The organism is Labrenzia sp. C1B70, assembly GCF_000475395.1.
Taxonomy (GTDB): domain Bacteria; phylum Pseudomonadota; class Alphaproteobacteria; order Rhizobiales; family Stappiaceae; genus Roseibium; species Roseibium algicola.
The window spans coordinates 223580-248314 of record NZ_AXCE01000062.1 but is presented as its reverse complement, the minus strand read 5'-3'; the positions used below and the strand labels follow the sequence as shown (position 1 = coordinate 248314).

Genomic DNA, 24735 nt, shown 5'->3' with positions numbered 1-24735 from the left:
CCTTGCCGTTGGCGGTCTGCCCCCTAGTATTTTGCTCAGGTGTGGTTTTCGGGATGGACTGACATGGCGATGTGCTTTTTCCCAATTCACGGACGGCGACAGAAGGCCGGCGGATTGTACCGGCTGGTTCCGGTGATGCTCGGCCTTCTGGTTACAGCTGTTGTTGCAGGACCCGCATTCGCGGTCTGTCAACTGGTTGCAGACGCCCCCTACCGAGCACCCGGGCCGGACGAAATGCGCATCTGGCGCGCGTCACTTCAGGCAAACGAAGTCCAGATCCGCTACATCGGCCATTCCACCTTTGAACTTGAAACGCCCAAGGGTGTCCGGATCGCAACCGACTACAACGACAGTGTCCGCCCGCTTCTGCCGCCGGATGTAGCCACGATGAACGGGGCTCACAGCACGCATTACTCCATCAGCCCGGATCCGAACATCGAACATCTTCTGTACGGCTGGAATCCGAAGGGCGGGCCGCTGGACCATGACGTCACTGTTGAGGATGTCCGCATCCGCAATATCCAGACCAACATCCGTGGCTGGGACGGGGAAGAACGCCGGCTCGGCAATTCGATCTTCATCTTCGAGGTGGCCGACATGTGCATTGCGCATCTCGGCCACCTGCATCACCGGCTTACGCAGGAAGATCTCGTCCGCCTAGGTCAGATCGACGTCGTATTTGCGGCCATAGACAATTCCTCGACGCTTCGGCTGGACAGCCTGATGGACGTTCTGGAAAGCATCGGCCCTGCGATGGTCGTGCCGATGCACTTCCATTTTTCCGGAGCACTTCAGGCCTTTGTCGGGCGAGCACAGGAGGCAGGGTATGACATCGTGCGGGCGCAAACGCCGGCCCTGATCGTCAGCCGTTCCAGCCTGCCAACGCGGAAAACCGCCTACATCATGATGCCGGGCGGCGCCTGACGGACGAAGGAAATCCCATAGCGAGACGAGAGGGTTGATGGCGGGCCGAAAGAGACTTCAGCCGCCATATCGCAGGAACACGACCTGGCTATCGCCTGCCTGGCGGCGGTCGAGTTCCTCGAAGCCTTCAGGAACATCGATGTGAGCTGAAGATCTCTCTTCAAGCACGCACAAGGCACCCTGTTTCAGCCAGTCTCCGCCCGCTGCCGAAGCAAGGGCCTTTTCACCCAGCTTCTTGTCATAGGGAGGGTCGGCAAACACCAGATCGAAAGGCTCGATGGTGCCTGCACTGCCAAGGCGGGTCGCATCGCGCCGGAAGATCTTGGCAGCGCCATTGAGGCCCAGGGCCTCCATGTTCCGGCGAATGATGCCGCGCGCTTCCGTCCCTTCTTCGATGAAAGTGCAATGGCGGGCGCCCCGGCTGATCGCCTCGAAGCCCAGCGCGCCCGTGCCGGCAAAAAGATCCAGGACCCTTGCATCTTCAAGATCAACATCCAGGCCATGAGCCAGGATGTTGAAAATGGTTTCTCGCAATCGGTCGCTGGTCGGCCGTGTGTCGTGCGATTTCGGCGCGGCCAGAGCCGCGCCCTTGAAACGCCCGGCGACTATTCTCACGAACGATCCCCGCGACGCGGCGGACGTCCACCTTTCGGAGGCCCGCGCCGGTCGTCCTTGTCACGGCTGGAACGGCGTTCCTGCTGCTTGTCTTCGACCACACCTTCCTCGCCCCAGATGCGGCGCGGCGGCGGTGTGAAACGCTCTTCACCGAAATCCTTGCGTGGTTTCGGTTCGGACGTCAGGCGGAAACGGGAGCGCGGCGAGACTTTTACTTTTTCCTGGCGCGGCCCGGCATTCTTGCGCGGCCCCTGGCCGGATGCCTTCTTGCGATCTTCACGCTTTTCGTTGCGTTCAGTCTTGGCTGCGCGCTTGCGATCGGTCTCACTACGGCCTTCTCGCGCGGTCATCCATCGGCCCTGGCTGGCTTCACGCTTGCCGCCATCCCTGCCGCTACTTTCCCGGCCACCGCCACGCTTGGCGCCTGCTGACTTCTTTTCCGCTTCCGGCTTGGGGGCATGAAAGATCGGAGCGTCAAAATCCGCACCGGCTTCCTCGGCCAGCGTATCGCCCAACTGGTCACGCAAAACGCGGCCCCGGATTTCACGGACGTCGCCTTCCGGCAGATCCATCAGCTGGAACGGGCCATAGGACAGGCGGATCAGGCGGTTCACGGCAAGGCCGAGATGTTCCAGAACCCTCTTGACCTCACGGTTCTTGCCTTCGCGCAGGCCGACCGTCATCCAGACGTTGTTGCCCTGCTCCTTGTCGAGCGTCGCCTCGATCGCGCCGTAGAGCACGCCATCGATCGCGATACCGTCCTTCAATGTGTCGAGATCCGCCTGGGTCACCTTGCCGAAGGCGCGCACGCGGTAGCGGCGCAACCAGCCGGTGGCCGGCAATTCCAGAACGCGCGCCAGGCCGCCATCATTGGTCAGGAGCAGCAAGCCTTCAGTATTGATGTCGAGCCGGCCCACGGTCAGGACGCGCGGGAGATCATCGGGCAAGCGCTGGAACACCGTCGGACGGCCTTCCGGATCCTTGTTGGTCGTCACCAGACCCCGTGGCTTGTGGTAGAGCCAGAGCCGGGTGCGCTCGCGCATCGGCAACGGTTCCCCGTCCACCAGCACCTTGTCGTCAGCTGTCACTGTTACCGCAGGCGTGGTCAACAGCTTGCCATTGAGCTCAACCCTGCCGTTTTCGATCCACACTTCCGCCTCTCGGCGAGAACACAGGCCGACGCGCGCCATGACCTTGGCAATGCGTTCGCCACGATCATTGGCTTCGTCTGCCAGCGGTGCAGTCGCCGGTCTCGGCGCCCGTTTTTCGAAGTCGCCCTTTTTGGGGCCGGCTTTCGATTTGTCGTTCGGTGCGGACCGGCGCTTTTCCGGTGCACGTTTATCGCGTCCCCGGCCTTTTGCGGGACCCGGGCGCTCGGAAGAGAATTTTCTTGTCGTCATGCGCGCGTCATAGCAGAGCTTGAGCCTTTCGGGAATCGCTTGTTTTCTGCATAAACCGCAGAGGCGCCGTGCTCCGGATGCATGGCAGCGGCCTGACGCCTCGGCGAAGGCCCTGTCCGGGGCTGACGCCCGGCATAATAACGGGTAAACAGAACAAAGCCGACAGCCTCTCAAATCGAGGCTGAACCCTACACTTACGCTCCGACTCACCCTGCTCGATGCTTACCACTTCCGCCAATCAGACATCGTTCATGGATCTCGCGCTCGAAGAGGCCGAGAAAGCGGCGGCACGCGGCGAAGTGCCGGTCGGTGCGGTGCTCGTTCGCGATGGTGAAGTGATCGCTCGAGACGGGAACCGGACGCTGGAGCTCAACGATCCGACAGCTCACGCAGAAGTTCTCGTGATCCGCTCCGCATGCGAACGGGCAGCTTCGCAACGCCTTCCGGACTGCGATCTCTACGTGACGCTCGAACCGTGTCCCATGTGTGCGGGAGCGATCTCCTTCGCGCGGGTCCGCCGGCTTTACTATGGCGCGGGAGATGAAAAGGGCGGCGCGGTCGATCATGGCACCCGCTTTTTCTGCCAGCCGACCTGTCATCACTCACCGGATGTCTATTCCGGCATAGGCGCGACACGCGCGGCGGAGTTGCTCAGATCGTTCTTTCAGGCAAAGCGCTAAACGGTTTTCAAGTTAAATTGACCGGATTGCCCGTTGCTCAAAAGCAACAACATCAACCAATCGCTCATATCTGCTGATTTCACCTCTCCGAGAGGCTGAAACTGACATCTACGAACGGCATAATGTGCGTGGGGGTATTTCCGCACTTCATCGGAGTATCAAATGACTCGTAATGTTGTTCTCGGGGCAATTGCCGGTTTCTTCGCGGCCGCAAGTCCGGCGCTTTCGGCCGACCTGCCAGCGGCTCCGGAACCTGTCGACTATGTCCGGATCTGTGACGCCTACGGCGCGCGCTTCTATTACATTCCCGGCACCGAAACCTGCCTGCGCGTAGGCGGCCGTGTCCGGACCGAATTCCGCGTCCGCAACTTCGGCGAGGCCGAAAACGCCTGGGGCGACCGGGACACCGACGGTTACCAGTGGCGTTCGCGCGGGTATCTCTACCTCGATGCACGTACCGCGACCGAATTCGGCACGCTGCGTGCCTTTATCGAATCCTACATCACGCTGACAAACGCCTCGACTTCGACCACGCTGGACAAGGCCTATATCCAGTGGGGCGGCCTGCTGGCCGGTCACAACGGCTCGAATTTCGACTTCTTCACCGGATATGCCTTCAACGCGCAGATCGAAAGCTATTCCGATCGCAAGCTGAATCAGGTCGCCTATACGATGGCCTTCGGCAACGGCTTCAATGCGACTGTCGCGCTGGAAGACCGTTCGGGCCGCGAAGAGAATATCGCGTTCAACGGCACCAACCAGGGCTATGGCGGCACCCGCGCACCGGACTTCGTCGCGGCACTGGGCGTCAACCAGGGCTGGGGCCAGGCCCAGATCATGGGTGCTCTTCACCAGGTCTATCCGAGCGCTGCCTACAACGGTCTTGCAGGCCGGACGGAAGACGAACTCGGCTGGGCAGCTGGTGCCGGCGTGACCGTCAACTTCGGTGGCTTCGCCAAGGGCGGTGCGGTCTCCCTGCAGGCCGTCTATACCGATGGCGCCAGCGGATACGGGTCCACGGGCTGGAACAGCCGCATCACCGATGCGGTCTGGAATGGCAGCAGCACCGAGACCACCAAGACGCTGAACATCTTCGGCGGCGTGACGCTCGGCGTAACCGACACCGTTCAGGTGAATGTCGAAGGCGGCTACCATGATGTCGATGGCGGCACCAGCGCCTATGACTTCACCCAGTGGGACGCGACCGCAAACGTGGTCTGGGAACCGGTCTCCGGCTTCCTGATGGGTCCGGAATTCCAGTATCGTGATGTCGACTACAGCCGCTCCTCCGGCCTCAACGACACCTACGAGCTCTACGGGACCTTCCGCCTGCAGCGCACATTCTGATGCCGTAACCCCGGCAAAGGAAAACCCCGGGCGCTTCGCCCGGGGTTTTCTGTTTCAGGCGCAACACGGCAGATGGTTCAAGAGCCTTCGTGCCATTTCACCCAGGCGGCGAGAACGAAGTCCCACATCCCGTTTGACCACAGATTGCTGTGACCGCCACCTTCGACGATCACAAGCTGCCTGGGGTCTTTCGCAAATTCATAAAGACGCCTGCCGTGTTCGACCGGGATGACCCGGTCTTCCGTCCCGTGCACGATCAGGACCGGCGCGGCGATCTTGCCGACGCGATCCCGTGTCGCCATCGGGTCTCGCATCATGAAGCCCACCGGCAACCAGGGATACCTGTCCCAGGCCATGTCAACCAGCGCCGTATAGGGCGCTTCCAGCACCACAAGGTCCGTTTGCGGACGCTCTGCCGCCACTGCGGCGGCAACACCCGAGCCAAGACTTTCTCCATGGACGATGACCGGCGTGCCCGAAGCTGCCATCCGGTCGAAATGTTCAAGGCCGTCCGAAATCAACGCCTCTTCCGACGGCCTCCCCTCACTTCCGGCATATCCCCGGTAGCTGGGCGCATAGAGACCGAAACCGCTGTCCAGGATCTGCTTGAACCGCTTCCAGCGGGAAGAGACATTGGCTGAATTGCCGTGAAAATAGAGTACCGTGGGAGCACCTTCAGCAGCAGGTGGCGCGTGCCAGACGGTCACCTTTGTACCGTCAGCCATCGCCGCTGTTTCAACGGTGACACCTGAGAGCCCCTTTTCATCCGGCGTACTCAACTCTCCGGTTGGAACGAAGATGAAGCTGCGCTGGTTGAAATACATGTAACCGGCCGCCATGGCGTAGGCGATGCCGGCAATGACAGCCACACGCGAGACGGCCTTCCAAAGCGTGCGCCCAGGTCTGCCGGTCTTGTTCAATGCCTGTTCCGCGCTGCCGGAGCCGGTTTGTGTCATCTGACTGTCTCCCATTGCTCCGACGTCTACGATCCGCATCGGGAGGTCGATCAGATTGCCGGGTTATTTGCGGCCGAACAGCTTCTCGATATCGCCGAGTTTCAGCTCCACCCAGGTTGGCCGGCCGTGATTGCACTGTCCGGAAAGCGGCGTGGCTTCCATGTCGCGCAAGAGCGCATCCATTTCCTCGGGACGCATGCGCCTGCCTGCACGCACCGAACCGTGGCAGGCCATCGTGGCGGCAACATGGTCCAGCTTTTCCTTGAGACCTTCGGCAGTGTCCCATTCGGCAAGCTCGTCGGCCAGGTTCCGGACCATGCCCTGGATATCCATGTCGCCGAGGATAGCGGGGGTCTCCCTGACGGCGATGGCACCCGGGCCGAAGGCTTCCAGGGACAGGCCGACTTTTTCGAGATCCTCCGCGCGATCAGCCAGCCGGATTGCATCTTCTTCCGGCAACTCGACGATCTCGGGGATGAGCAGCATCTGGCGGGCGACATCCTTCTTGGCCAGCGCTTCCTTCAGACGTTCGTAGACAAGGCGCTCGTGGGCAGCGTGCTGGTCAACGATGACGACACCGTCCTCGGTCTGGGCGATGATATAGGTTTCGTGCACCTGCGCACGGGCGGCCCCCAGCGGAAGGCGGGTCTTTTCGGTTTCAACCGGGACGTCATTCGCGCGGGCATCCGCCGACGGTCTGGCAAAGTCGGCAAAACCGTTCTGCCGTTCGAAGGCCGGCTGTGCTGCTTCGGCAAAGCCTGTTGCGTGCGCTTCCTCCATCTGGAGCGGGCGAAACGCTTCCGGCGCCCAATGGGGCGCAGCAGACGTGCGGGTGTAGGAACCACCGCCATATCCCCCGGAACCTGTTGGAGAAGACGGTGTGTGACCTGGTTGAGAGAACCCCGCCGACTGTGCCCTGATGGCGTCCAGTGCAACGGCCGCGTTCGAGGTCGATGACCGGTGCCCGGACTGGACCAGTGCATGCTTGATGGCACCCACCAGAAGCCCACGCACAAGCTGGCTGTCCCGGAAGCGCACATCGGCCTTGGCCGGGTGCACATTGACATCGACCAATGCCGGGTCGAGATCGATGAACAGAACCACAACCGGATGCCGGTCACGGGCCAGCACATCGGCATAGGCTCCGCGCAATCCGGATAGCAGGAGCTTGTCCTTCACCGGGCGGCCGTTGACGAAGAAGAACTGGTTCTGCGCATTGCCACGGTGGTGTGTCGGCAAGCCTGCAAAACCGGTGAGACGCACGCCTTCCCGGGCAGCGTCGATCTCCATGGCGTTGTCGACAAAATCCTGACCTAGAATCTGCGCGATCCGAGCAAGATGCGGTTCACTGCCGCGTGCTGCTGGCCAGCTCTGCGACTGCCGGTCGGCGCCGCCGAGGGAAAAGCCGATCTCCGGATAGGCGAGCGCGATCCGCTTGACGATTTCGGTGATGGCGGCCGCTTCCGCACGATCCGATTTCAGGAATTTCAGCCGTGCAGGTGTCGCGAAGAAAAGGTCACGCACTTCAACCTGGGTGCCTTTTGTGCGGGCTGCGGGCACAAGCGGCTGCTCCCTGCCGCCCTCGACGGCGATGGCCCAGGCGTGGTCCTCGTCCTTGTGACGGGTCTGGATCGCCAGCCGGGCAACGGAGCCGATGGACGGCAGCGCTTCACCGCGAAACCCGAGCGTGCGGATGTCGAACAGGTCGTCGTCGGAAATCTTGGAGGTGCAGTGCCGGCGGATTGCCAGTTGCAGATCCTCCTGGCGCATGCCCTCGCCGTCGTCGGCAACGCGCATGAGCGTCTTGCCACCGGCGGCGGTAACGATCTCGACCTGTTTTGCCCCGGCGTCGACGGCGTTTTCCACCAACTCCTTGATCACGCTGGCGGGTCTTTCGATGACCTCGCCGGCCGCAATCTGGTTGATCACCTGTTCGCCAAGTTGCCTGACCTTCATGAAACTCCCTCTACTCGGTTTCGCACCGCGCCATGTTCCTATATGGTCCGCGCCGAGTTTGCGTCGATTCTTCAGCAAAGCTTATCAGACCTACCCAGATCCGAGTGACCCGCCATGACAGTTTCTGCACCGCTTCTTGTTGAGGGGCTCCGCACCCTCGCCCCGTCCTACAAGGGCATCCTGTGTGACGTGTGGGGCGTGCTGCACAACGGTGTATCGGCTTTTGAAGGCGCGCACAAAGCCCTCAAGGCCTTTCGCGAGGAAGCCGGTGGCAAGGTGGTCCTCATCACCAATGCCCCGCGCCCTGCAAAGCAGGTTGGCGAAATGCTGGCCGCTCTTGGTGTGCCGGACGGAACCTACGACGACATCGTCACCTCCGGCGACGTGACCCGCGAGGTCCTTGTGGCTCAGGGCAAAAAGACGCTCCTGCACATCGGTCCGCACCGGGACCAGCCGCTGTATCACGGCCTTGAAGCCACCTTCACCACCAATGACGAGGAAGCGGAAGGCATCAGCTGCACCGGGCTGGAAGACGACGAGGTCGAAACGCCCGACGATTACCGCGACCGGCTGCAGAAGCTGGCCGAACGCGGCCTGCCGATGATCTGCGCCAACCCCGACATCGTGGTGGAGCGCGGCGAGCGCCTGATCTGGTGCGCCGGTGCCCTTGCCCGTCTCTATGAAGATCTCGGCGGCGAAGTGGCCATTCTCGGCAAACCGCATGCCCCCATCTACGACGCGGCGATGAAGCGCCTCGCGACGCTGGCGGGCGAAGACGTCGCCAAGGAAGACGTCCTGGCCATCGGCGACGGTCTGCCGACCGATATCCGCGGTGCGGTGTCTCAGGATCTCGACGTTCTGTTCATCACCGCTGGCATCCATGCCTCCGACTTCGGTCCGAGCGACGCGCCGGACGAACATCTGATCCGCCGCCGTCTGGCCGAAGAAGGCCTGCGCGCACGTGCTGCCCTGCCGCGTCTTTGGTGGTAAGCGCACGCAATATTGCCAGCGGGCTCATTTAACGTCCCGTATCGGGGCCATGCCCCTGCAAATAGGTCTGGACGTAATTTTCCACGTCCAGACCTTCGTGACCTGTCCCCAGACCCATCTCCTTCATGAAGCCCATGACGGCCAGCGGCGCGATGAGCGCAACGGCGAAGCTGACCGGATCGCCCGGCTTGAGCCGCCCGCTGCTCTGATGCTTTGCCAATGTGCGGGCTACGCCCTGCAGGTTTTTCAGCAGGAAGGGTGTCACCGCTCGCAGTTCGGGATGCTGGGGCACCTGCGCAAACAGCGTCAGGGCAAGCCCGCTGTGCTTGCGGTAGGTCTCCAGATAATTGCGCACGATTTCCAGAAGATCGGCCTTAACGTCTTCCCCCGGCAACATCTTGCCGAACGAGACGTCGGATAGCGTGTCGCCGATGGCGGCTTCGATCAAACCTGCCTTCGACCCGAAACGGCGAAACAGCGTGACTTCGTTCACCCCTGCCCTGTCCGCTATTTCCTTGGTGGTGGTTCCGCTGAACCCGCGCTCGCAAAACAGTGCAACTGTTGCGGAATAGATTTCTGAAACATCTACATTTCTAGGCACTTGGCCGCCAAACGCGCCGAGCGCGCCCTCAATTTTCCGGAAGACATTGCGTCGCACCTAATGCCAAACAGGGTGCAAATGCAAGCAATCGCTTGCAATAAAATTGGATCATCACTATTTGCAAGTTTGGACTTGCATTAAAAGAATTGTGGTCGGCGGAGGTCTGCAGCCTGCCGAGCGAACATTGCCAGGAGAGCCGCCGTGTCGCTGTTGCGAAAAGCCCTGATCCTTCCCCCCGTGATCGCCGGTGCGGCAGTGCTGGTTTATGCTGTGAGCGGGCGCGAAGCACCCAAGCGCACCGACATCGGGGAAACGTCGACGCTCGTGCGTGTCGTCACAGTCGAGCCTCAGGACTTCGTGCCGCGCGTAACCGGGTACGGCACGGTCGATCCGGCCCATACACTTGATGCCATCGCGCAGGTGTCCGGCCGGGTCACCTACATCAATCCGGATTTCAAACGCGGTGAATTCATCCCGGAAGGCAAGATTCTGGTGACACTGGCACCGGAAGACTACGAGCTGGAGATTGCCGAGGCGCAGAGCGACATCGCCAGTGCCGAGGTGGATATCGAAGAGCTGGCCGTTACCCTGGATACACAGAAACAATCCCTGGCGATTGCCAAATCGGTCCTCGACCTGGAACAGCGTGAGCTGGCCCGGCTGAAAACGCTTCAGGAGCGCAAGGTCGCCTCCGATCAGCTGGTCGAAAACCAGGAAGGCACGGTGCTTCAGCAAAAGTCGCGGGTTCAGGACCTTGAGAACGAGATTGCGCTCAACCCGGTGAAGCGCAAGGCACTGGAGCAGGTAAAGGCCAAGAACGAGGTTCGTCTGGAAACCGCGAAGCTGAACCTTACCCGCACCACGATCCGTGTTCCCTTCGATGCCAGGGTTTCGAAGGTCAATGTAGAGATCGACCAGTATGTCGGTGCCGGCAGCTCCATCGGTGAACTTGACGGCATCGACGCAGCCGACATCGACGTTCAGATCAGTCCTGGCAACATGGCCGGATTTGCCAATCTGGCCTTTCCCGGACAATTGGAAACGGAAGAAGGTGTCATCCGGGCACGGCATTCGCTTGACCGGCTGAAGGCCAAGGTAAGGGTCGGATCCGTCGGAGAGACCGCCGTCTGGGATGCGCACGTCAAGCGGGTCAGCGACACGGTGGATCCGGACACCCGCTCCATCGGACTGATCGTAAGCGTGGACAAGCCCTATGACACTATCCGGCCGGGTATAAAGCCGCCATTGGTCAAAGGCATGTTTACCGAGGTTGAGCTGTCCGCACCGCCGGTGGCCGATCAGATCGTGTTGCCGCGCAACGCGGTCCACAGTGGCAGGATCATGACTGTCTCGCCCGACAGCCGACTGGTTACGGTGCCGGTCGAAATCGCCTTCCGCTTCGATGATATCGTCGTTCTGGGAACGGATCTGCCAGCTGGAAGCAAGGTCATCGTCAGCGATGTGTCCCCGGTGATCGAAGGCATGTTGCTGAAGCCGGTCGAAGACGAAGCCGTAAAGGCAGGTTTGAAGCGAATGGCGAGCACGGATGCTCTCAACGGTGAGGACAAGCCATGATCCGCTACTTCGCCCAGCACCCAACCGCCGCCAATCTGTTGATGGCCGGTTTCATCATTCTCGGACTGCTCAACCTTCCGGGTCTTCTGCTGGAGACTTTCCCGCAGATCCCGATAAAACGGATTACCGTGACAGTCGCCTATCCCGGAGCGACCTCAGCTGATGTCGAACGCACCGTTTGCCGGCGCATCGAGGACGCGCTCGACGGGATCGAGAACATCGACGAACTCAAATGCGATTCCCGGGAAAACCTCGCACTTGCGACCGTCAAGATCATGGAAGGCAAGGACATCGACCAGCTGATGCTGGATATCGACCGCGAGATCAACGCGATCGATGATTTTCCCGAGGGCGTTGAAGACCCGATCATCGAAGAGGCGGGCCGCCTGAGCGAAGCGACCTCCGTCGTCATCACCGGAATTGACGACAAGCCGCAGCTGAAGAACTACGCCGAAGCGGTGAAGGACCGCATGCTGAAGTTCGGCGGCATACCCCAGGTCGAGATTTCCGGCTTCTCTGACCGGCAGTTCCGCATCGAGGTGCGCGACGCCGCCGCGCGTGAAGTTGGGCTAACCCTCTCGGAAATCGCAAATACCCTCACCAGGCAGAATGTCAGCGCTCCCTCCGGAGAGATCACGACTGTAGGCGGCTCGATCCTGCTGCGTTTCGCCGACGAGCGCCTTGCGGCGGATGCCTATGCGTCGGTGATTGTCGCCTCTTCCCCGCAAGGCGGCCAGATCCAGCTGGGCGACATTGCCACGATCAGTGATCTCTTCGAGGACGAAGAGGTCGAAACCCGGCTGAACGGCAGGTTGGCCGCTGTTCTCGACATTTCCATGACCCGCAGTGACGACCTGATCAAGGTGGTGGAGCGGGTGCAGGAATTCGTCGACGAGGAACAGGCCCGTACTGCCCCAGGCATCGCCCTGACCATCATCAACGACGGCTCGATCATCCTGAAGGACCGCCTGTGGATGCTGGTCAACAATTCTCTCCAGGGGCTGGCGCTTGTCGTTGCGGCCATGTGGATCTTCTTCGGCGGGCGACAGGCATTCTGGATCGGCATGGGCCTGCCAGTGTCCTTTCTGGGCGCGCTCGCCGCAATGTCCATTCTGGGGCTGACGATCAACATGCTGTCGATGGTGGCCATGCTGATCGTGGTCGGCATCATGATGGACGACGCCATCGTGATTTCAGAAAACATCGCGACACGGCGCCAGAAAGGGCTCGGTCCGCTGGAGGCCGCCGTGCAGGGAACGCGGCAGGTCGCCCCGGGTGTGCTGTCTTCGTTTGTCACGACCACCGCCATTTTCGGTGCACTTGCCTTTATCGAGGGCGACCTTGGCGACCTGTTGCGCGTGATCCCGATGGTCATGTTGCTGGTTCTGGCCGTGTCGCTGGTCGAAGCCTTTCTGATCCTGCCCAACCACCTGTCCCATGGCGCTACGCGCGACACCCCGAACTGGGTAACCCGCAAGGCGGAAAGCGGTGTCGGGTGGGCGCGGGAGCATGTGATCGGTCCTTGTGCCACATGGTCTGTGCGGAACCGCTATTTCGTCATCGGTGCCTGCTTTATGCTTTTCCTCGCTTCGGTCTCGCTGCTGGCCGGCGGCGTCGTTAAATTCCAGGCCTTTCCGAACGTGGAAGGCGACCAGATCGAAGCGCGGATCGAACTGCCGGCAAGTGCGACGCTCGCCGACACACGCAAGGTCGTGACAGAGGCAATCAATGCGCTGGAGCGCACGGATGCGGCGCTATCGCCGCGCAATCCGGATGGAACATCCCTCCTCAAGAACATACTGGTGCGGTTCAACGAAAACAGCGATGCCGGCACCAGCGGAGCACATCTGGCGACCATCGACATTGATTTGCTGGACGGGCCCCTTCGTGACGCAGGCAACCAGGAGATCCTGAAAGTCTGGCGCCAGGAACTGCCCGAAACGCTCGACGTCCGGCGCATCATTCTCACCGAATCCAGCATCGGTCCGGCGGGACGCGCCATCGAATTGCGCCTGGCCCACAATGACCTGCAAATGCTCGACCAGGCTTCTGAAGAGCTTCAGGCCTGGCTCAAGGGCTATGACGGCGTCTACAACATTTCCGACGATCTCAGCCTCGGAAAACCGGAACTGGCCCTGTCTCTCAAGGACGGAGCCGGGGCGGTCGGCCTTGATGCCAAGGCGATCGCCGACCAGCTGAGAGGGGCCTACAACGGTATTACCGCCGATGAGGTGCAAGTCGGTTCGGAAAGCTTCGAGGTCGATGTCCGCCTTGCCGGCAGCGACCGCAACAGCCTTGGCGATTTCGAACTCTTCACCGTGGAGACCCCTTCAGGTCACCGGGTCCCGCTTGGCTCCGTCGCCGACATCCGGTCCGACCGCAGCTTCACGCGGATCAATCGTATTGACCGGGTGCCGACCGTGACGGTCACCGGCGACGTTCTTCTCGGTGTTGCCAATGCCAACGAAGTCGTCAAGGACACGGAAACGAGATACCTGCCGCAACTCCTGGAAAAATACCCCGGATTGAGCACTTCGACCGAGGGGCAGAATGCGGAAGGCGCCAAGACGCAGGCGTCCATGGTCAAGGCGCTCGGCACCGGCCTGATCTTCGTATTCATTCTGCTGAGTTTCCAGTTCCGCAGCTACAGCGAACCGGTGGTGGTGATGACGCTCATCCCCATGGCGTTGATTGGCGCGGTCTGGGGGCACTTCCTGATGGGCATCGACTTTGCGATGCCAAGCATGCTGGGCTTCATTTCGCTAGCCGGGATCGTGGTCAACGATTCAATCCTGCTGGTCCAGTTCATCAAGGACGAGCATGACCCATCGCTGGAAAGCGTTGCAGAGATCGCTCCACTGGGTGCCAAGGCCAGGTTCCGTGCGATCCTGCTGACGTCGGTGACCACAATCGTCGGCCTGCTGCCGCTGCTGTTCGAAACAAGCCCTCAGGCACAGGTATTGATCCCGCTGGTGACTTCGATCTCCTTCGGACTGATCGGCACGACACTCATGATCGTCTTCGTGGTTCCGGCGTTCTATACCATCCTCGACGATTTCGACCTGACCTCGCTCGCCCGGGAACGCAAGGCGCATCGGGAGAAGCTGGTGGCCGCCGAATAGATGCACCTCTCCGACTTAGTCGCTGCAGGGCTTGCCCTGCAGGCCAATCCGACTTGAGACCAAACGGCATGGATCCCATGGTCAAGCCATGGGATGACGATGGAGAGAAAGTTCAGAACCAAAAAGGGCCCTCCAATGGAGAGCCCTTCGAAATCGTTTTTTCAGTCCGGATCAGTCGAACAGCTTGTCGATATCCGCCTGTGCGCCGCCCAGAAGGGCATCGATATCGTCCTGCGAAACACCTTCGCCTGAATGCTGCGGACCATGGAGGATCAGCTCGCGCTTGCGGCGCTCCGACTCTGTCTCAACGAGCGTCGCATCGAGATCTTCCGGAATACGCAGTTGTTCGATGAAGGAAGTCACACGCTCGTCGATGTAACGCAGTGTTGCGACCACCTTGGAAATTCTCTGGCCGGTAATGTCCTGGAAGGTGCAAGCCTCGAAGATGCTGATCATCTTGTTGCTGACCAGTTCCTGATAGGCTTCCTGGTCGCTGGCATCAGCGCCCATGATCTCTTCGGCCGCTTCCATGATGGTGTTGGTGGCTTCTTCCGTCGCCTCAACGATGGCGTCCAGTTCCCGTCCGGCGTCCGGGATCTTGCTGCCAGTCATGTCATTGGCGCGCAGTTGGGAGATTTCCTCCTTCATGCGCCTGATTTCCTTGGCGATGACGGTCAGCTCTTCCGTTACGGCCGGTTGTACGGTCGACAGAAAGTCGTGCATCGAACCCGACATGACTTCTGCAAGATGCATCACGTCGGTCAGGGAAACTTCACCTTGCCTGTTCTTGTTTTCCTGCAGGAAGTCTATGACTCGGGCAATGTTTTCCTGTTTCATACTGGCCACCAGGTCGAGCCTTTCCATTTTGAAAGCATCCTCCGAAGCGCGGATCCGGAATTCTCAGGAACCGCTATAACTTTTCGGATGCAGCAAAGCTGACCCGGCCTGCCTGCCCAGCAAGACCGCGCCGATCCTGTACATCCGTCTGGCACTGGCGGAGGTGCGCCCCAACGCAGCTCCCCGCCAAGTGCAAGAAATCAATCGGAGAAGACCGCCTCGATCTTGCCTTTCAGCGTCTGAGCATTGAAAGGCTTCACGATGTAGTTGTTCACGCCGGCCTTCTTGGCGGCGATGACGTTTTCCGTCTTGGATTCAGCAGTCACCATGATGAAAGGCGTCTTGCTGAGGCTGCCGTCGGCACGAACCTGCTTCAGCAGCTCGTATCCGGTCATCGGCTCCATGTTCCAGTCGGAAATCACCAGGCCATAACGGCGCTGTTTCATTTTTTCCAAAGCTTCGGTGCCGTCCGCAGCATCGTCGATGTCTTCGAAACCGAGTTGCTTGAGCAGGTTCCGAATGATGCGAATCATCGTTTTGTAGTCATCGACCACGAGGACCGGCATCTGAAGATCAAGGGCCATTGTCTACTCCATACTGTCAATTTGCGCGGCCCCTGGCCGTGGGCCGGTGGAAACGCGTTATGACTTCGAAGGAGAGCGACACATTATTGTGTCCTCACCTCCCCACACTCAACGCAATCTACCCGCCGCCCCTGAAAAGACCGTTAATAACAGGCGCTTTTTTCTTCGCCCAAAGCACAATTGCCAGAAAACCTTGCACCGCCTAGCGTCCGCCTACTTCAAATCAAGACAAATCAGGGCGGAAACCGTAATGTTGGAACTGCAAAAACTCTGCTTCGAAGATCTTTCCGTGGGTATGAGCGAAGTACTCGTGAAGCATGTAAGTTCTTCCGACGTGGTCGGCTTTGCGGAAGTATCCGGCGACCGGAACCCGATTCATCTGTCCGAACATTTTGCCGCCCGCACGCCCTTCAAGACGAGAATCGCCCATGGCCTCTATACGGCCAGCCTGATCTCGGCCGTGCTCGGCACCCGCCTTCCCGGCCCCGGCGCGATCTATCTGTCGCAGACGCTCAATTTCAAGGCACCGGTCAGGATCGGCGATGACGTCAAGGTGACTGTCACCGTCGAGGAACTGATGGAGCGCGGCAACCGTGCCCGCCTTTCCTGTATCTGCAGTGTCGACGACACCGTGGTTCTGGAAGGCGAGGCACTTGTGAAGGTTCCAGGCCGGGACGAAGATCAATCAGGTCTTTGACGGGCAGCGACCGCAAAGGCAAGTCTTCGGCACATCCCCATCTTGACCTTTGCTTTGCTTGACGGCAGGTTCCACGCCAAAGTCGGCAGGGCTGCTCCACCCGGAGCGCCTTGTTTGACGTGTTCCTGCAGGACGGGCCGGCACACCGGACCGTTGTGACGTATCGTTGCGCGAAGGTTTGCCGCATGAGCTCCACTGATCCCTCCAGCTTTCCGATCATCGAAAGCCTGGATGCCTTTCCGGCGGACCTGAAAGGCGGCGTCGTTGCCATCGGCAACTTCGACGGCGTTCACAGGGGCCACCGTGCCGTGCTCGACGCCGCGCTCGGTCTTGGCCACGGCACGCATCATCCGGTCTATGCCATGAGCTTCGAGCCGCATCCGCGCACGGTCTTCAACCCGTCCACACCCGTTTTCCGTCTGACCCCGCCACAGCAGAAACTCGACCTGCTGCGCCTGTGCGGTCTCGATGGCGCGCTCATCCTTCCCTTCACCCGGGAGTTTGCCGGCATCGAAGCGAATGCCTTCGTTCAGGACATTCTCATCGATACGCTCGGCATCTCCCACGCGGTCACCGGTTATGACTTCCACTTCGGCCGGGCCAGACAGGGGACGCCAGACTATTTGCGTTCCGCCGGCGCCGACCACGGCTTCGGCGTGACCATCGTCCAGCGCGAGGAAGACGAAGGCGCCGAAGTCATTTCTTCCACTCGCATCCGCGACAGCCTCTCACGGGGGGATATCGCCCAGGCAAACGGTCTCCTTGGCTACCGCTGGTTCTTCGAGGCGGACGTGCGCCACGGAGACAAGCGCGGCCGCGACCTCGGCTATCCGACCGCCAACATGAGCCTTACCGAGGACTGCCCGCTGAAGCAGGGCATCTATGCGGTCAAGGTCCGTGTCGACGGGGCCTGGCATGACGGCGTCGCCAGCTATGGTCGCCGCCCGACCTTCGACAACGGCGCCGCACTGTTTGAAGTGTTCCTGTTCGACTTTGCCGGAGATCTCTACGGCAAGACGCTGCGCGTGCACCTGGTGTCCTATCTGCGCGGCGAAGAAAAGTTCGACTCGGTCGAGGCACTGATTGCCCAGATGGACCGGGACAGCGAAGAAGCCCGCGCCGCGCTCGGCTCGCTACAGCCGCTTTCCGAACTCGACATGAAACTGCTCGATCTTTCCGCCTGAGCAGCCTTCAAAATATTTTCTCTTTTCTGACGAACTAGGCGTTTGCCGGCTTGCTCCGGGAGACGTTCAACTTCAAAAGGAATATGGATCGGCAATCCTGCTGCGGTCAGCGACCGCAGAGATTTTTGCCCGGCCCTTTCCTTGTTGCCGGTCCTTCTCCCAAGCGATTGCCCATCGCCGGAAAGCCGGCGAAATCCCTGTTCGCGTGTGGTTTTCAGTGATGAAGACGCTCCGGAGGTTGCAGCACGATGAAGCGTCCATCCATTTCCTCGCGTTCCGGGGATGTCGAGCAGAACCCACTCATGGCGATTTTCCTGATGACGTCGGCCATGCTGCTGCTGCCGGTGATGGATATCACCGCAAAATATCTCTCCGCGGAGCTGCCGACGCTTGAAGTCACATTCGGCCGTTTTTTCTTTCAGCTTCTGATCAGCCTTGCCATTGCATTGGTCACCGGCCGCCTCATGCACCTGAGGGGCAAGCAACCGGTCGTGAACTACCTGCGCGGCATTCTTCTGGGCACGGCATCGCTCTGTTTCTTCACTGCGGTGAAGTACATGTCGGTGGCGACCGCGATCTCGATCTTCTTTGTTGAACCCATGGTCCTTACCATCCTGGCGGCGGTGCTTTTGAAGGAACAGGTCGGCCCGCGGCGGATCGGCGCCATTCTCGTTGGCCTGCTGGGGGCCATAATCGTGTTGCGACCGACGCTGGCGGAAATTGGCCTCGTCAGCTTGCTGCCGGTCGCAACCGCCGTTCTGTTTTCCTTCTACCTGCTGCTCAACAGGCTCTACCCCGTTCGCGACGATCTTCTGACCATCCAGTTCAGCGCGGGCCTGTCCGGTTCACTGCTGCTCGGGACAGGTCTCGTAATCGGATATCTGACCGGGATCGAAGGCATGGAATTCGTCATGCCGGACGCCCCCCAGTCCGGCTTGCTGGCCTTGATCGGGCTCATTTCCTTCGCCGGCCACGGCCTTGTCGTTTCCGCGTTTCAACGCGGCAGCGCCAGTATGCTGGCACCGCTGCAATATATCGAAATCGTCAGCGCCACTCTGTTCGGGTATCTGGTCTTTTCCAATTTTCCGGACGGCCCGACCTGGCTGGGGATTGCCCTGATCATCTCGAGCGGGCTCTACATCACCCACCGCGAGCGCAAGCTGCGGCAGGCGGCCTCAAACTGATCCGGCAACCGCGCCGTCGAAGCGCTCTCGTCCCGGATTTGCGGCGTGCAACTGCAGTCTGCGCAGCCCCAGCCAGACGAGTATCACCGGCAGGACGGGTGCGATCGGCATGCCGAGCCAGATCGCAAACGGGCTGGTGGATGCAGACAGGCCGATGATGATGAAGAGCGCTATTTTCTCGTAAGGCAAGAAGCCGTTTCTAAGGCCCTCGCGGATCAGGAAGGCGCAAGGGATGATGATCAGCGTCAGGTCGTAGGAAAGGGCAAAGGGTGTGACCAGCAAGGTGCCGCCGACGAGGACCGGAGCCCGCACCGACATGGCGTCCGTCCGCCGCCAGACACGCCACACGCAAACGGCAGCGGCAAGGGCAAAGACCGCCTGCACCAACATCGCCGGCAGATGACCTAGCCCCAGCACCCTGCCTGCACCGTAAACCGAAATCATCTTGACCCATTCAACGCCGCCCAGCTCCATCATGGCGGAGGCAACCGGCGCCTGAATCCAGAAGGCCTGCCAGGTGCCAAAGCCGAGTACCGCAACGCCGAGCGCAGCGAACACCAGCGTCGAGACGGATGCACTCAGGAAGGTCCGCCAATTGAAGCTGGCAACAAGGGCCAGCGGAACCAGGATGCCCAACTGCGGCTTGATGGTCAGAAGACCCAGCGCGATGCCCGCCCACACCATCTGCCGCCGTTCGATCCCGACGAGAAAGAAACCGTAGAGCGCTGCGGTCAACGCTGCATTCTGGCCATGGAAAGCGTTGTTCGCGCAGGCCGGAACGAGTATCAGACAGGCGGCCAGCAGCCAATTGTCCGCAATCAGGCGGCAGGCCAGACACAACAGACCCGTGGTGATCCCGATAAAGACGGCAAACGCAATCTTGTAGGGTAGAAGCGCAAACGGCATCTGCAACATCTGGAACGTGGGCGGATAGAAGAAACCGAAGACGGTGTCTGATCCGGTGTACTGCTGCTGGAGGGCGGAAAACGCAGCGGGACTGTATGCCACTTCCGGCGTTCCGTTGAGAGCCTGGCCCCCTGCCATCCAGAAGCTGAGGTAATCCATCAGCAACGTGCCGTTGGGCGCGCCATAAGTGTTGGGCACCACCAGCATCCACAACAGGCCCAGCGTGAAACCGATCGCCGAGCACAGACATGCAAAGCCGATCCGGTCCCAGCTCAGCCAGTCGCCCGTCACGACACCGCGAGACCAGAGACTTGCCTTGTCTACGCCCGCCTGCGACCCATTTGCCGCCTGTTTCACCTGATTGGCCATTTTCTGCCGGTCTGTCCGTCGCTCACCCGTCTCAATCCGGGCCTATCCATGACCGAAAGACATTCATATTCGGTTACCCGAAGCCGATTTTCGGAAGTTGTACGTTTGCCGGACAGACAAACAACACAGGAATTGCCGGAACATCTTTATTCATCGCCGAAGTGCTGCTATGTCCCTTGCCATGCAACACAAGGCTCTCATAGTCGTCGCCAGACCGACGATCGCGATTACGCGAATTACTTGCCCGGCCTTCGGCTGACGCGGCAATGCGGCGCCAGGGACCGGGACTTCCTGATTTCATGTTGCTGCCCGAAACGGGCCGGCAATCATCCTGACATATGACGCGGGCCCAGGGCCCGAACGACCGGATCGACGTGACGATGACCGAGACAGATAAACGCGACTATTCCGAAACGCTGAACCTGCCGCAGACCGAATTCCCGATGCGCGCCGGCCTTCCCAAGAAAGAGCCGGAAATCCTCGCTCGCTGGGAGCAGATGAACGTCTACAAAAAGCTGCGCGAACAGGGCAAGGGCCGCAACAAGTTCGTGCTGCATGACGGACCTCCCTATGCCAACGGCAACATCCATATCGGCCATGCGCTGAACAAGACGCTGAAAGACATCGTCACGCGCTCCATGCAGATGACGGGCTTCGAGAGCAACTACGTTCCGGGCTGGGACTGCCACGGCCTGCCGATCGAATGGAAGATCGAGGAGCAGTACCGCGCCAAGGGCAAGAACAAGGACGAGGTGCCGATCAACGAATTCCGCCGCGAGTGCCGCGAATTCGCCGAGCACTGGATCGACGTCCAGCGCAAGGAGTTCAAGCGCCTCGGCATCGAGGGCGACTGGGACAACCCTTACCTGACGATGCGCTTCGAGAGCGAAGCCGTGATTGCCCGGGAACTGATGAAGTTCGCAACCTCCGGCCAGCTTTACCGCGGATCCAAGCCGGTGATGTGGTCGGTGGTCGAAAAGACCGCGCTTGCCGAAGCCGAGATCGAGTATCAGGACTACCAGTCCGACATGATCTGGGTGAAGTTCCCGGTCGAAAGTGCCGGCGGACGTGATGAAGCGGCTGTCGAGGAATTGCTGGACGCTTCGGTCGTGATCTGGACGACCACGCCCTGGACCATCCCGGGCAACCGCGCCATCAGCTATTCCTCGCGCATCAACTACAGCCTCTACGAGGTTACGCAGGACGGACTGCCGGACGACAACTGGGTCCAGAAGGGCGACAAGCTGATCCTGGCGGATGCCCTTGCCGACGAAGTGTTCAAGAACGCCCGTATCACCGATTTTGCGCGTGTCCGGTCCGTCAGCAACGACGAGCTGGAAACCCTGACCTGTGCTCATCCGCTGGCAGGGCTCGATCTCGGCGGTTACGAATTCGACGTGCCGCTGCTGGACGGTGACCATGTCACCGACGATGCCGGTACCGGCTTCGTGCACACGGCACCCGGCCACGGCACGGACGACTTTGAAATCTGGATGACCAAACGGGCCGATCTGGAAGCACGCGGTATCAACACCGCGATCCCCTTCACTGTTGCCGATGACGGCTTCTATACCAAGGATGCCCCTGGCTTCGAAGGTTGCGAAGTCATCACGCACAAGGGCGAGAAGGGCAAGGCCAACAAGGCCGTGATCGAAAAGCTGAAGGAAAGCGGCAACCTGATCGGCCTCGGCCGGTTGAAGCATTCCTATCCGCATTCCTGGCGTTCCAAGAAGCCGGTGATCTTCCGCAACACGCCGCAGTGGTTCGTCTACATGGACAAGCAGCTGTCCGGCGAAGGCGACACGCTGCGCACGCGGGCACTGAACGCCATTGATGAGACACGCTTCGTGCCGGGTGCCGGCCAGAACCGTCTGCGCTCCATGATCGAGAACCGGCCGGACTGGGTCCTGTCGCGCCAGCGCGCCTGGGGTGTGCCGATCACCGTGTTCATCCACAAGGAAACTTCTGAAGTCCTGAAGGACGAAAACGTCAACAAGCGCATCTTCGATGCCTTCGTGGCGGAGGGTGCCGACGCCTGGTTTGCGGACGGCGCCAAGGAACGTTTCCTGGGCAACGACTACAAGGCAGACGAGTGGGACATGGTCCGTGACATCCTGGATGTCTGGTTCGACAGTGGGTCCACACATGCCTTCGTTCTGGAACAGCGCGAAGATCTCGCCCCCAAGCGCAAGACCGACGGCGGCAAGGACTATGTCCTTTACCTTGAAGGCTCCGACCAGCATCGCGGCTGGTTCCATTCCTCGCTGCTGGAAAGCTGCGGCACACGCGGTCATGCACCTTACGACGCCGTTCTGACACATGGCTTCACCATGGCAGAAGACGGCCGCAAGATGTCAAAGTCTCTCGGCAACCAGGTGTTCCCGCAGGACGTCATCAAGCAGTATGGCGCAGACATCCTGCGCCTGTGGGTGGCCTCCACCGACTATTGGGAAGACCAGCGCCTCGGGCCGGAGATCATCAAGACCAGCGTCGACAGCTACCGCAAGCTGCGCAACACGCTGCGCTGGATGCTGGGCTCACTTGGCCATGCCACCGGCGAAGAAGTAGCGCTGGCCGACATGCCTGAGCTGGAGCGGCTGATGCTGCACAGGCTGGTCGAACTCGACAAGATGATCCGTGAAGCCTACTGGGAGTTCGACTACAAGAAGGTCTTCCACCAGCTGTTCACTTTCATGACGGTGGAACTGTCGGCCTTCTATTTCGACATCCGCAAGGACGCGCTTTATTGCGATGCGGCTTCGTCCGTGCGCCGCAAGGCGTCGCTTTTCGTGATCGACAAGCTGTTCGATTGCCTGGTGACCTGGCTCGCACCGATGATGCCGTTCACCATGGACGAAACCTGGACCTCCCGTTACGGCGAGGATGCCTGCGTTCACCTGGAGCAGTTCCCGACCGTTCCGGCCGAATGGCGTGACGATGCACTGGCCGCCAAGTGGGCGAAGATCAAGACGGTTCGCCGCGTGATCACCGGCGCGCTGGAAATCGAGCGTCGTGAAAAGCGGATCGGTTCCTCGCTGGAAGCTCACCCGGTCGTGCATGTCACCGATGCGGAACTGATGGACGCGCTCAAGGGCAAGGACATGGCGGACATCGCCATCACCAGCCAGTTGACGCTCAGCAGCGAACCTGCACCGGAAGGCGCGTTCACGCTCGGCGACACCAAGGGTGTGGCTGTCGTGCCCGGCCTTGCCGAGGGTACCAAATGCGCCCGCTCCTGGAAGATCCTGCCGGAAGTAGGCTCCGATCCGGATTATCCGGATGTGACCTTGCGCGATGCTGCCGCCCTGCGTGAATGGGACGCTGCCCATGCCGCAGCCTGAGCGGCAGGGTTCCCGGTCACGATGACGCAACAGGATACATCTTCCAACAATACGAAACGGCCCCTTCTCTGGGGCCGTTTCAGCACATTTGTGCTTCTGATCGCGCTTGTCGGCGTTGTCATCGACCAGGGCAGCAAGCTCTGGCTGGTTTACGGCTTTGATCTTGCACGCAACGGGCCGGTCGACCTTTTGCCGGTTCTCGAGATCGTTCTGGTCTGGAACCGGGGTATTTCCTATGGCCTGTTCCAGCAGAACAGCGACCTGGGCCGCTGGCTTCTTGCCGGTGTGACGATTGCAGTCACGATTGGCCTGTGGGTCTGGTCGGCGCGTTGCCAGTCACGCCTGGTGGCCCTCGCCCTGGCACTGGTCATTGGCGGGGCGATCGGAAACGGGATCGATAGACTGACCTATGGCGCCGTTGTCGACTTCGTCCATTTCCACGTCGGCACGTTCTCCTGGTACGTGTTCAACCTGGCAGATGTGTGGATCGTTGCGGGCGTCGTCGGTCTCCTGTATGACAGTTTCCGAGATGGTCCTAATTCAGCCGCAAAATAATGGTTTAGGCTGGACAACGACTGATCGCGGGCGGAGTGCTGCCGGCTGTTTTTTATGAGAAATCGAGGGGTCTGCGCAGTGCGGACGTTAGTTGGGTTTGTAAAGAATTCTGCAGTGCTGGTGCTTCTGGCCGGTTTGGCCGCATGCCAGGCAGCGGATGGCACGAGCCAGGCACCGGATGTCGCCCTTGTCGACACCGTGATGAAAGGCCTTGGCGCCGTCGATCCGAACGAAAAGCAGATCGAGTACAAACCACGCGGACCGCTGGCCATGCCCGCAGAGCCGACGAACCTTCCCGAACCGGAAACGAATGTTGCCGGTGTGAACGATCAGAACTGGCCGAAGCAGCGTGAAAACGAACAGCTGACCGAGCTGAAGCAGCTTTATGCCAGCTCCGGCAAGACCGGCAGCATGAACAGCGAAGCGCTGACCCCGGAACAGATGCGCGGCTTCAAGATTACCGGTGTCACCGGTCAGAATCGCGATCTCGACGCGGAGCGCCGCTTCAACGAGATTACCGAAGGCGGCAAGCTGACCCGTGAAGAGCAGCGGGCCGAATGGGAGCGCCTGCAGCAGTTGCGGTCCCAGCAGGCAGGTATCGAGCAGAATGGCCTGTCCGCACGCCGCTACCTGACCGATCCGCCCACCGGCTACAGCACGCCTTCTCCGGATGCACCGATGCCGGAAGTGGTGAAGAAAAAGCGCAAGCCGACGAATTACGACGAGTACGACTCCAAGCCGCTCGATCCGCGCTGCCTGGAAGGCGACCAGAACTTCTGTAACTGATCTCTTCAGTGACCGGACTTCAGGGTCCGAAAGGCAGATGACAAAATTGTAACGGGACCTCCGGACCGCACCTCCTATATGGAGGATAGGTTCGGAGGTCTTTTTTGTTGGCCACCATGAAATTGC

At 60.4% G+C, this 24735-nt stretch carries 20 protein-coding genes; 12 read left to right on the top strand and 8 right to left on the bottom strand.

Annotation, left to right across the window (positions count from 1 at the left end):
- Nucleotides 1–114: 114 nt before the first annotated feature.
- Nucleotides 115–924, top strand: coding sequence for an MBL fold metallo-hydrolase (locus Q666_RS62035; protein WP_208993950.1), 810 nt, complete (start codon nucleotides 115–117; stop codon nucleotides 922–924).
- Between the two features lie 57 nt (nucleotides 925–981).
- Here Q666_RS62035 and rsmD read toward each other — a convergent pair whose 3' ends face one another.
- Together rsmD and Q666_RS62025 are read right to left on the bottom strand one after the other, a co-directional pair.
- Nucleotides 982–1539, bottom strand: coding sequence for a 16S rRNA (guanine(966)-N(2))-methyltransferase RsmD (gene rsmD / locus Q666_RS62030; RefSeq protein ID WP_023002046.1), 558 nt, complete (start codon nucleotides 1537–1539; stop codon nucleotides 982–984).
- A complete protein-coding gene (locus Q666_RS62025; RefSeq protein WP_023002047.1) occupies nucleotides 1536–2939 on the bottom strand; it encodes a pseudouridine synthase in 1404 nt (467 codons plus the stop codon). Before Q666_RS62025 ends, rsmD begins: the two co-directional genes overlap by 4 nt.
- Nucleotides 2940–3157: 218 nt before the next feature.
- On the opposite strand from Q666_RS62025, the gene Q666_RS62020 reads away from it, so the two are divergent.
- Both Q666_RS62020 and Q666_RS62015 read left to right on the top strand, forming a co-directional pair.
- Complete coding sequence (locus Q666_RS62020) at nucleotides 3158–3619, top strand: nucleoside deaminase (protein WP_031269746.1); 462 nt, start codon at nucleotides 3158–3160, stop codon at nucleotides 3617–3619.
- 162 nt (nucleotides 3620–3781) lie between these two features.
- Nucleotides 3782–4966 carry a porin gene (locus Q666_RS62015; protein WP_023002049.1) on the top strand — a complete coding sequence of 395 codons (1185 nt, stop codon included), beginning with the start codon at nucleotides 3782–3784 and terminating at the stop codon, nucleotides 4964–4966.
- Between the two features lie 77 nt (nucleotides 4967–5043).
- On the opposite strand, the gene Q666_RS62010 is transcribed toward Q666_RS62015, so the two are convergent.
- Entirely contained in the window at nucleotides 5044–5922 is an 879-nt protein-coding gene (locus Q666_RS62010) for an alpha/beta hydrolase (RefSeq protein ID WP_208993951.1), read from the bottom strand.
- Between the two features lie 63 nt (nucleotides 5923–5985).
- Nucleotides 5986–7878: a DNA mismatch repair endonuclease MutL gene (gene mutL / locus Q666_RS62005; RefSeq protein WP_023002051.1), complete on the bottom strand. Its 1893-nt coding sequence runs from the start codon at nucleotides 7876–7878 to the stop codon at nucleotides 5986–5988.
- Between the two features lie 114 nt (nucleotides 7879–7992).
- Between mutL and Q666_RS62000 the strand changes: the two genes are divergently transcribed.
- Nucleotides 7993–8868 carry a TIGR01459 family HAD-type hydrolase gene (locus Q666_RS62000; protein ID WP_023002052.1) on the top strand — a complete coding sequence of 292 codons (876 nt, stop codon included), beginning with the start codon at nucleotides 7993–7995 and terminating at the stop codon, nucleotides 8866–8868.
- A gap of 28 nt (nucleotides 8869–8896) precedes the next feature.
- Here the strand turns inward: Q666_RS62000 and Q666_RS0134270 are convergent, their stop codons facing one another.
- Nucleotides 8897–9469 (bottom strand): TetR/AcrR family transcriptional regulator, encoded by a 573-nt coding sequence (locus tag Q666_RS0134270; RefSeq protein WP_158514211.1) that lies wholly within the window; start codon nucleotides 9467–9469, stop codon nucleotides 8897–8899.
- Between the two features lie 201 nt (nucleotides 9470–9670).
- Between Q666_RS0134270 and Q666_RS61995 the strand changes: the two genes are divergently transcribed.
- The gene (locus Q666_RS61995) at nucleotides 9671–11044 is read left to right on the top strand and encodes a hemolysin D (protein WP_023002054.1); all 1374 of its coding nucleotides are present in this window, start codon (nucleotides 9671–9673) and stop codon (nucleotides 11042–11044) included.
- On the top strand, nucleotides 11041–14166 hold the full coding sequence (locus Q666_RS61990) for an efflux RND transporter permease subunit (protein WP_023002055.1): 3126 nt from the start codon (nucleotides 11041–11043) through the stop codon (nucleotides 14164–14166). The genes Q666_RS61995 and Q666_RS61990 overlap by 4 nt, the downstream gene beginning before the upstream one ends.
- Before the next feature lie 171 nt (nucleotides 14167–14337).
- Here the strand turns inward: Q666_RS61990 and Q666_RS61985 are convergent, their stop codons facing one another.
- The gene (locus Q666_RS61985; RefSeq protein WP_023002056.1) at nucleotides 14338–15030 is read right to left on the bottom strand and encodes a protein phosphatase CheZ; all 693 of its coding nucleotides are present in this window, start codon (nucleotides 15028–15030) and stop codon (nucleotides 14338–14340) included.
- A 173-nt stretch (nucleotides 15031–15203) separates the two neighbouring features.
- Nucleotides 15204–15587 (bottom strand): response regulator, encoded by a 384-nt coding sequence (locus Q666_RS61980; RefSeq protein ID WP_006935666.1) that lies wholly within the window; start codon nucleotides 15585–15587, stop codon nucleotides 15204–15206.
- A gap of 250 nt (nucleotides 15588–15837) precedes the next feature.
- Here Q666_RS61980 and Q666_RS61975 point away from each other — a divergent pair, with 250 nt between their 5' ends.
- The 3 genes from Q666_RS61975 to Q666_RS61965 all read left to right on the top strand — a co-directional run bounded on the left by Q666_RS61975 (nucleotide 15838) and on the right by Q666_RS61965 (nucleotide 18652).
- The gene (locus Q666_RS61975) at nucleotides 15838–16284 is read left to right on the top strand and encodes a MaoC family dehydratase (protein ID WP_023002057.1); all 447 of its coding nucleotides are present in this window, start codon (nucleotides 15838–15840) and stop codon (nucleotides 16282–16284) included.
- A 185-nt stretch (nucleotides 16285–16469) separates the two neighbouring features.
- On the top strand, nucleotides 16470–17468 hold the full coding sequence (locus tag Q666_RS61970; protein ID WP_023002058.1) for a bifunctional riboflavin kinase/FAD synthetase: 999 nt from the start codon (nucleotides 16470–16472) through the stop codon (nucleotides 17466–17468).
- Between the two features lie 248 nt (nucleotides 17469–17716).
- Nucleotides 17717–18652, top strand: coding sequence for a DMT family transporter (locus Q666_RS61965; protein WP_023002059.1), 936 nt, complete (start codon nucleotides 17717–17719; stop codon nucleotides 18650–18652).
- On the opposite strand, the gene Q666_RS61960 is transcribed toward Q666_RS61965, so the two are convergent.
- Nucleotides 18644–19927, bottom strand: coding sequence for a glycosyltransferase family 87 protein (locus Q666_RS61960; protein WP_023002060.1), 1284 nt, complete (start codon nucleotides 19925–19927; stop codon nucleotides 18644–18646). The two genes, Q666_RS61965 and Q666_RS61960, sit on opposite strands and share 9 nt — an antisense overlap.
- A 380-nt stretch (nucleotides 19928–20307) precedes the next feature.
- On the opposite strand from Q666_RS61960, the gene ileS reads away from it, so the two are divergent.
- From ileS to Q666_RS61945, 3 genes are all read left to right on the top strand, one after another.
- Entirely contained in the window at nucleotides 20308–23268 is a 2961-nt protein-coding gene (ileS, locus tag Q666_RS61955; RefSeq protein WP_031269751.1) for an isoleucine--tRNA ligase, read from the top strand.
- Nucleotides 23269–23289: 21 nt separating this feature from the next.
- On the top strand, nucleotides 23290–23823 hold the full coding sequence (lspA, locus tag Q666_RS61950) for a signal peptidase II (protein ID WP_023002062.1): 534 nt from the start codon (nucleotides 23290–23292) through the stop codon (nucleotides 23821–23823).
- Between the two features lie 114 nt (nucleotides 23824–23937).
- On the top strand, nucleotides 23938–24609 hold the full coding sequence (locus Q666_RS61945; RefSeq protein WP_023002063.1) for a hypothetical protein: 672 nt from the start codon (nucleotides 23938–23940) through the stop codon (nucleotides 24607–24609).
- Nucleotides 24610–24735 lie beyond the last annotated feature (126 nt).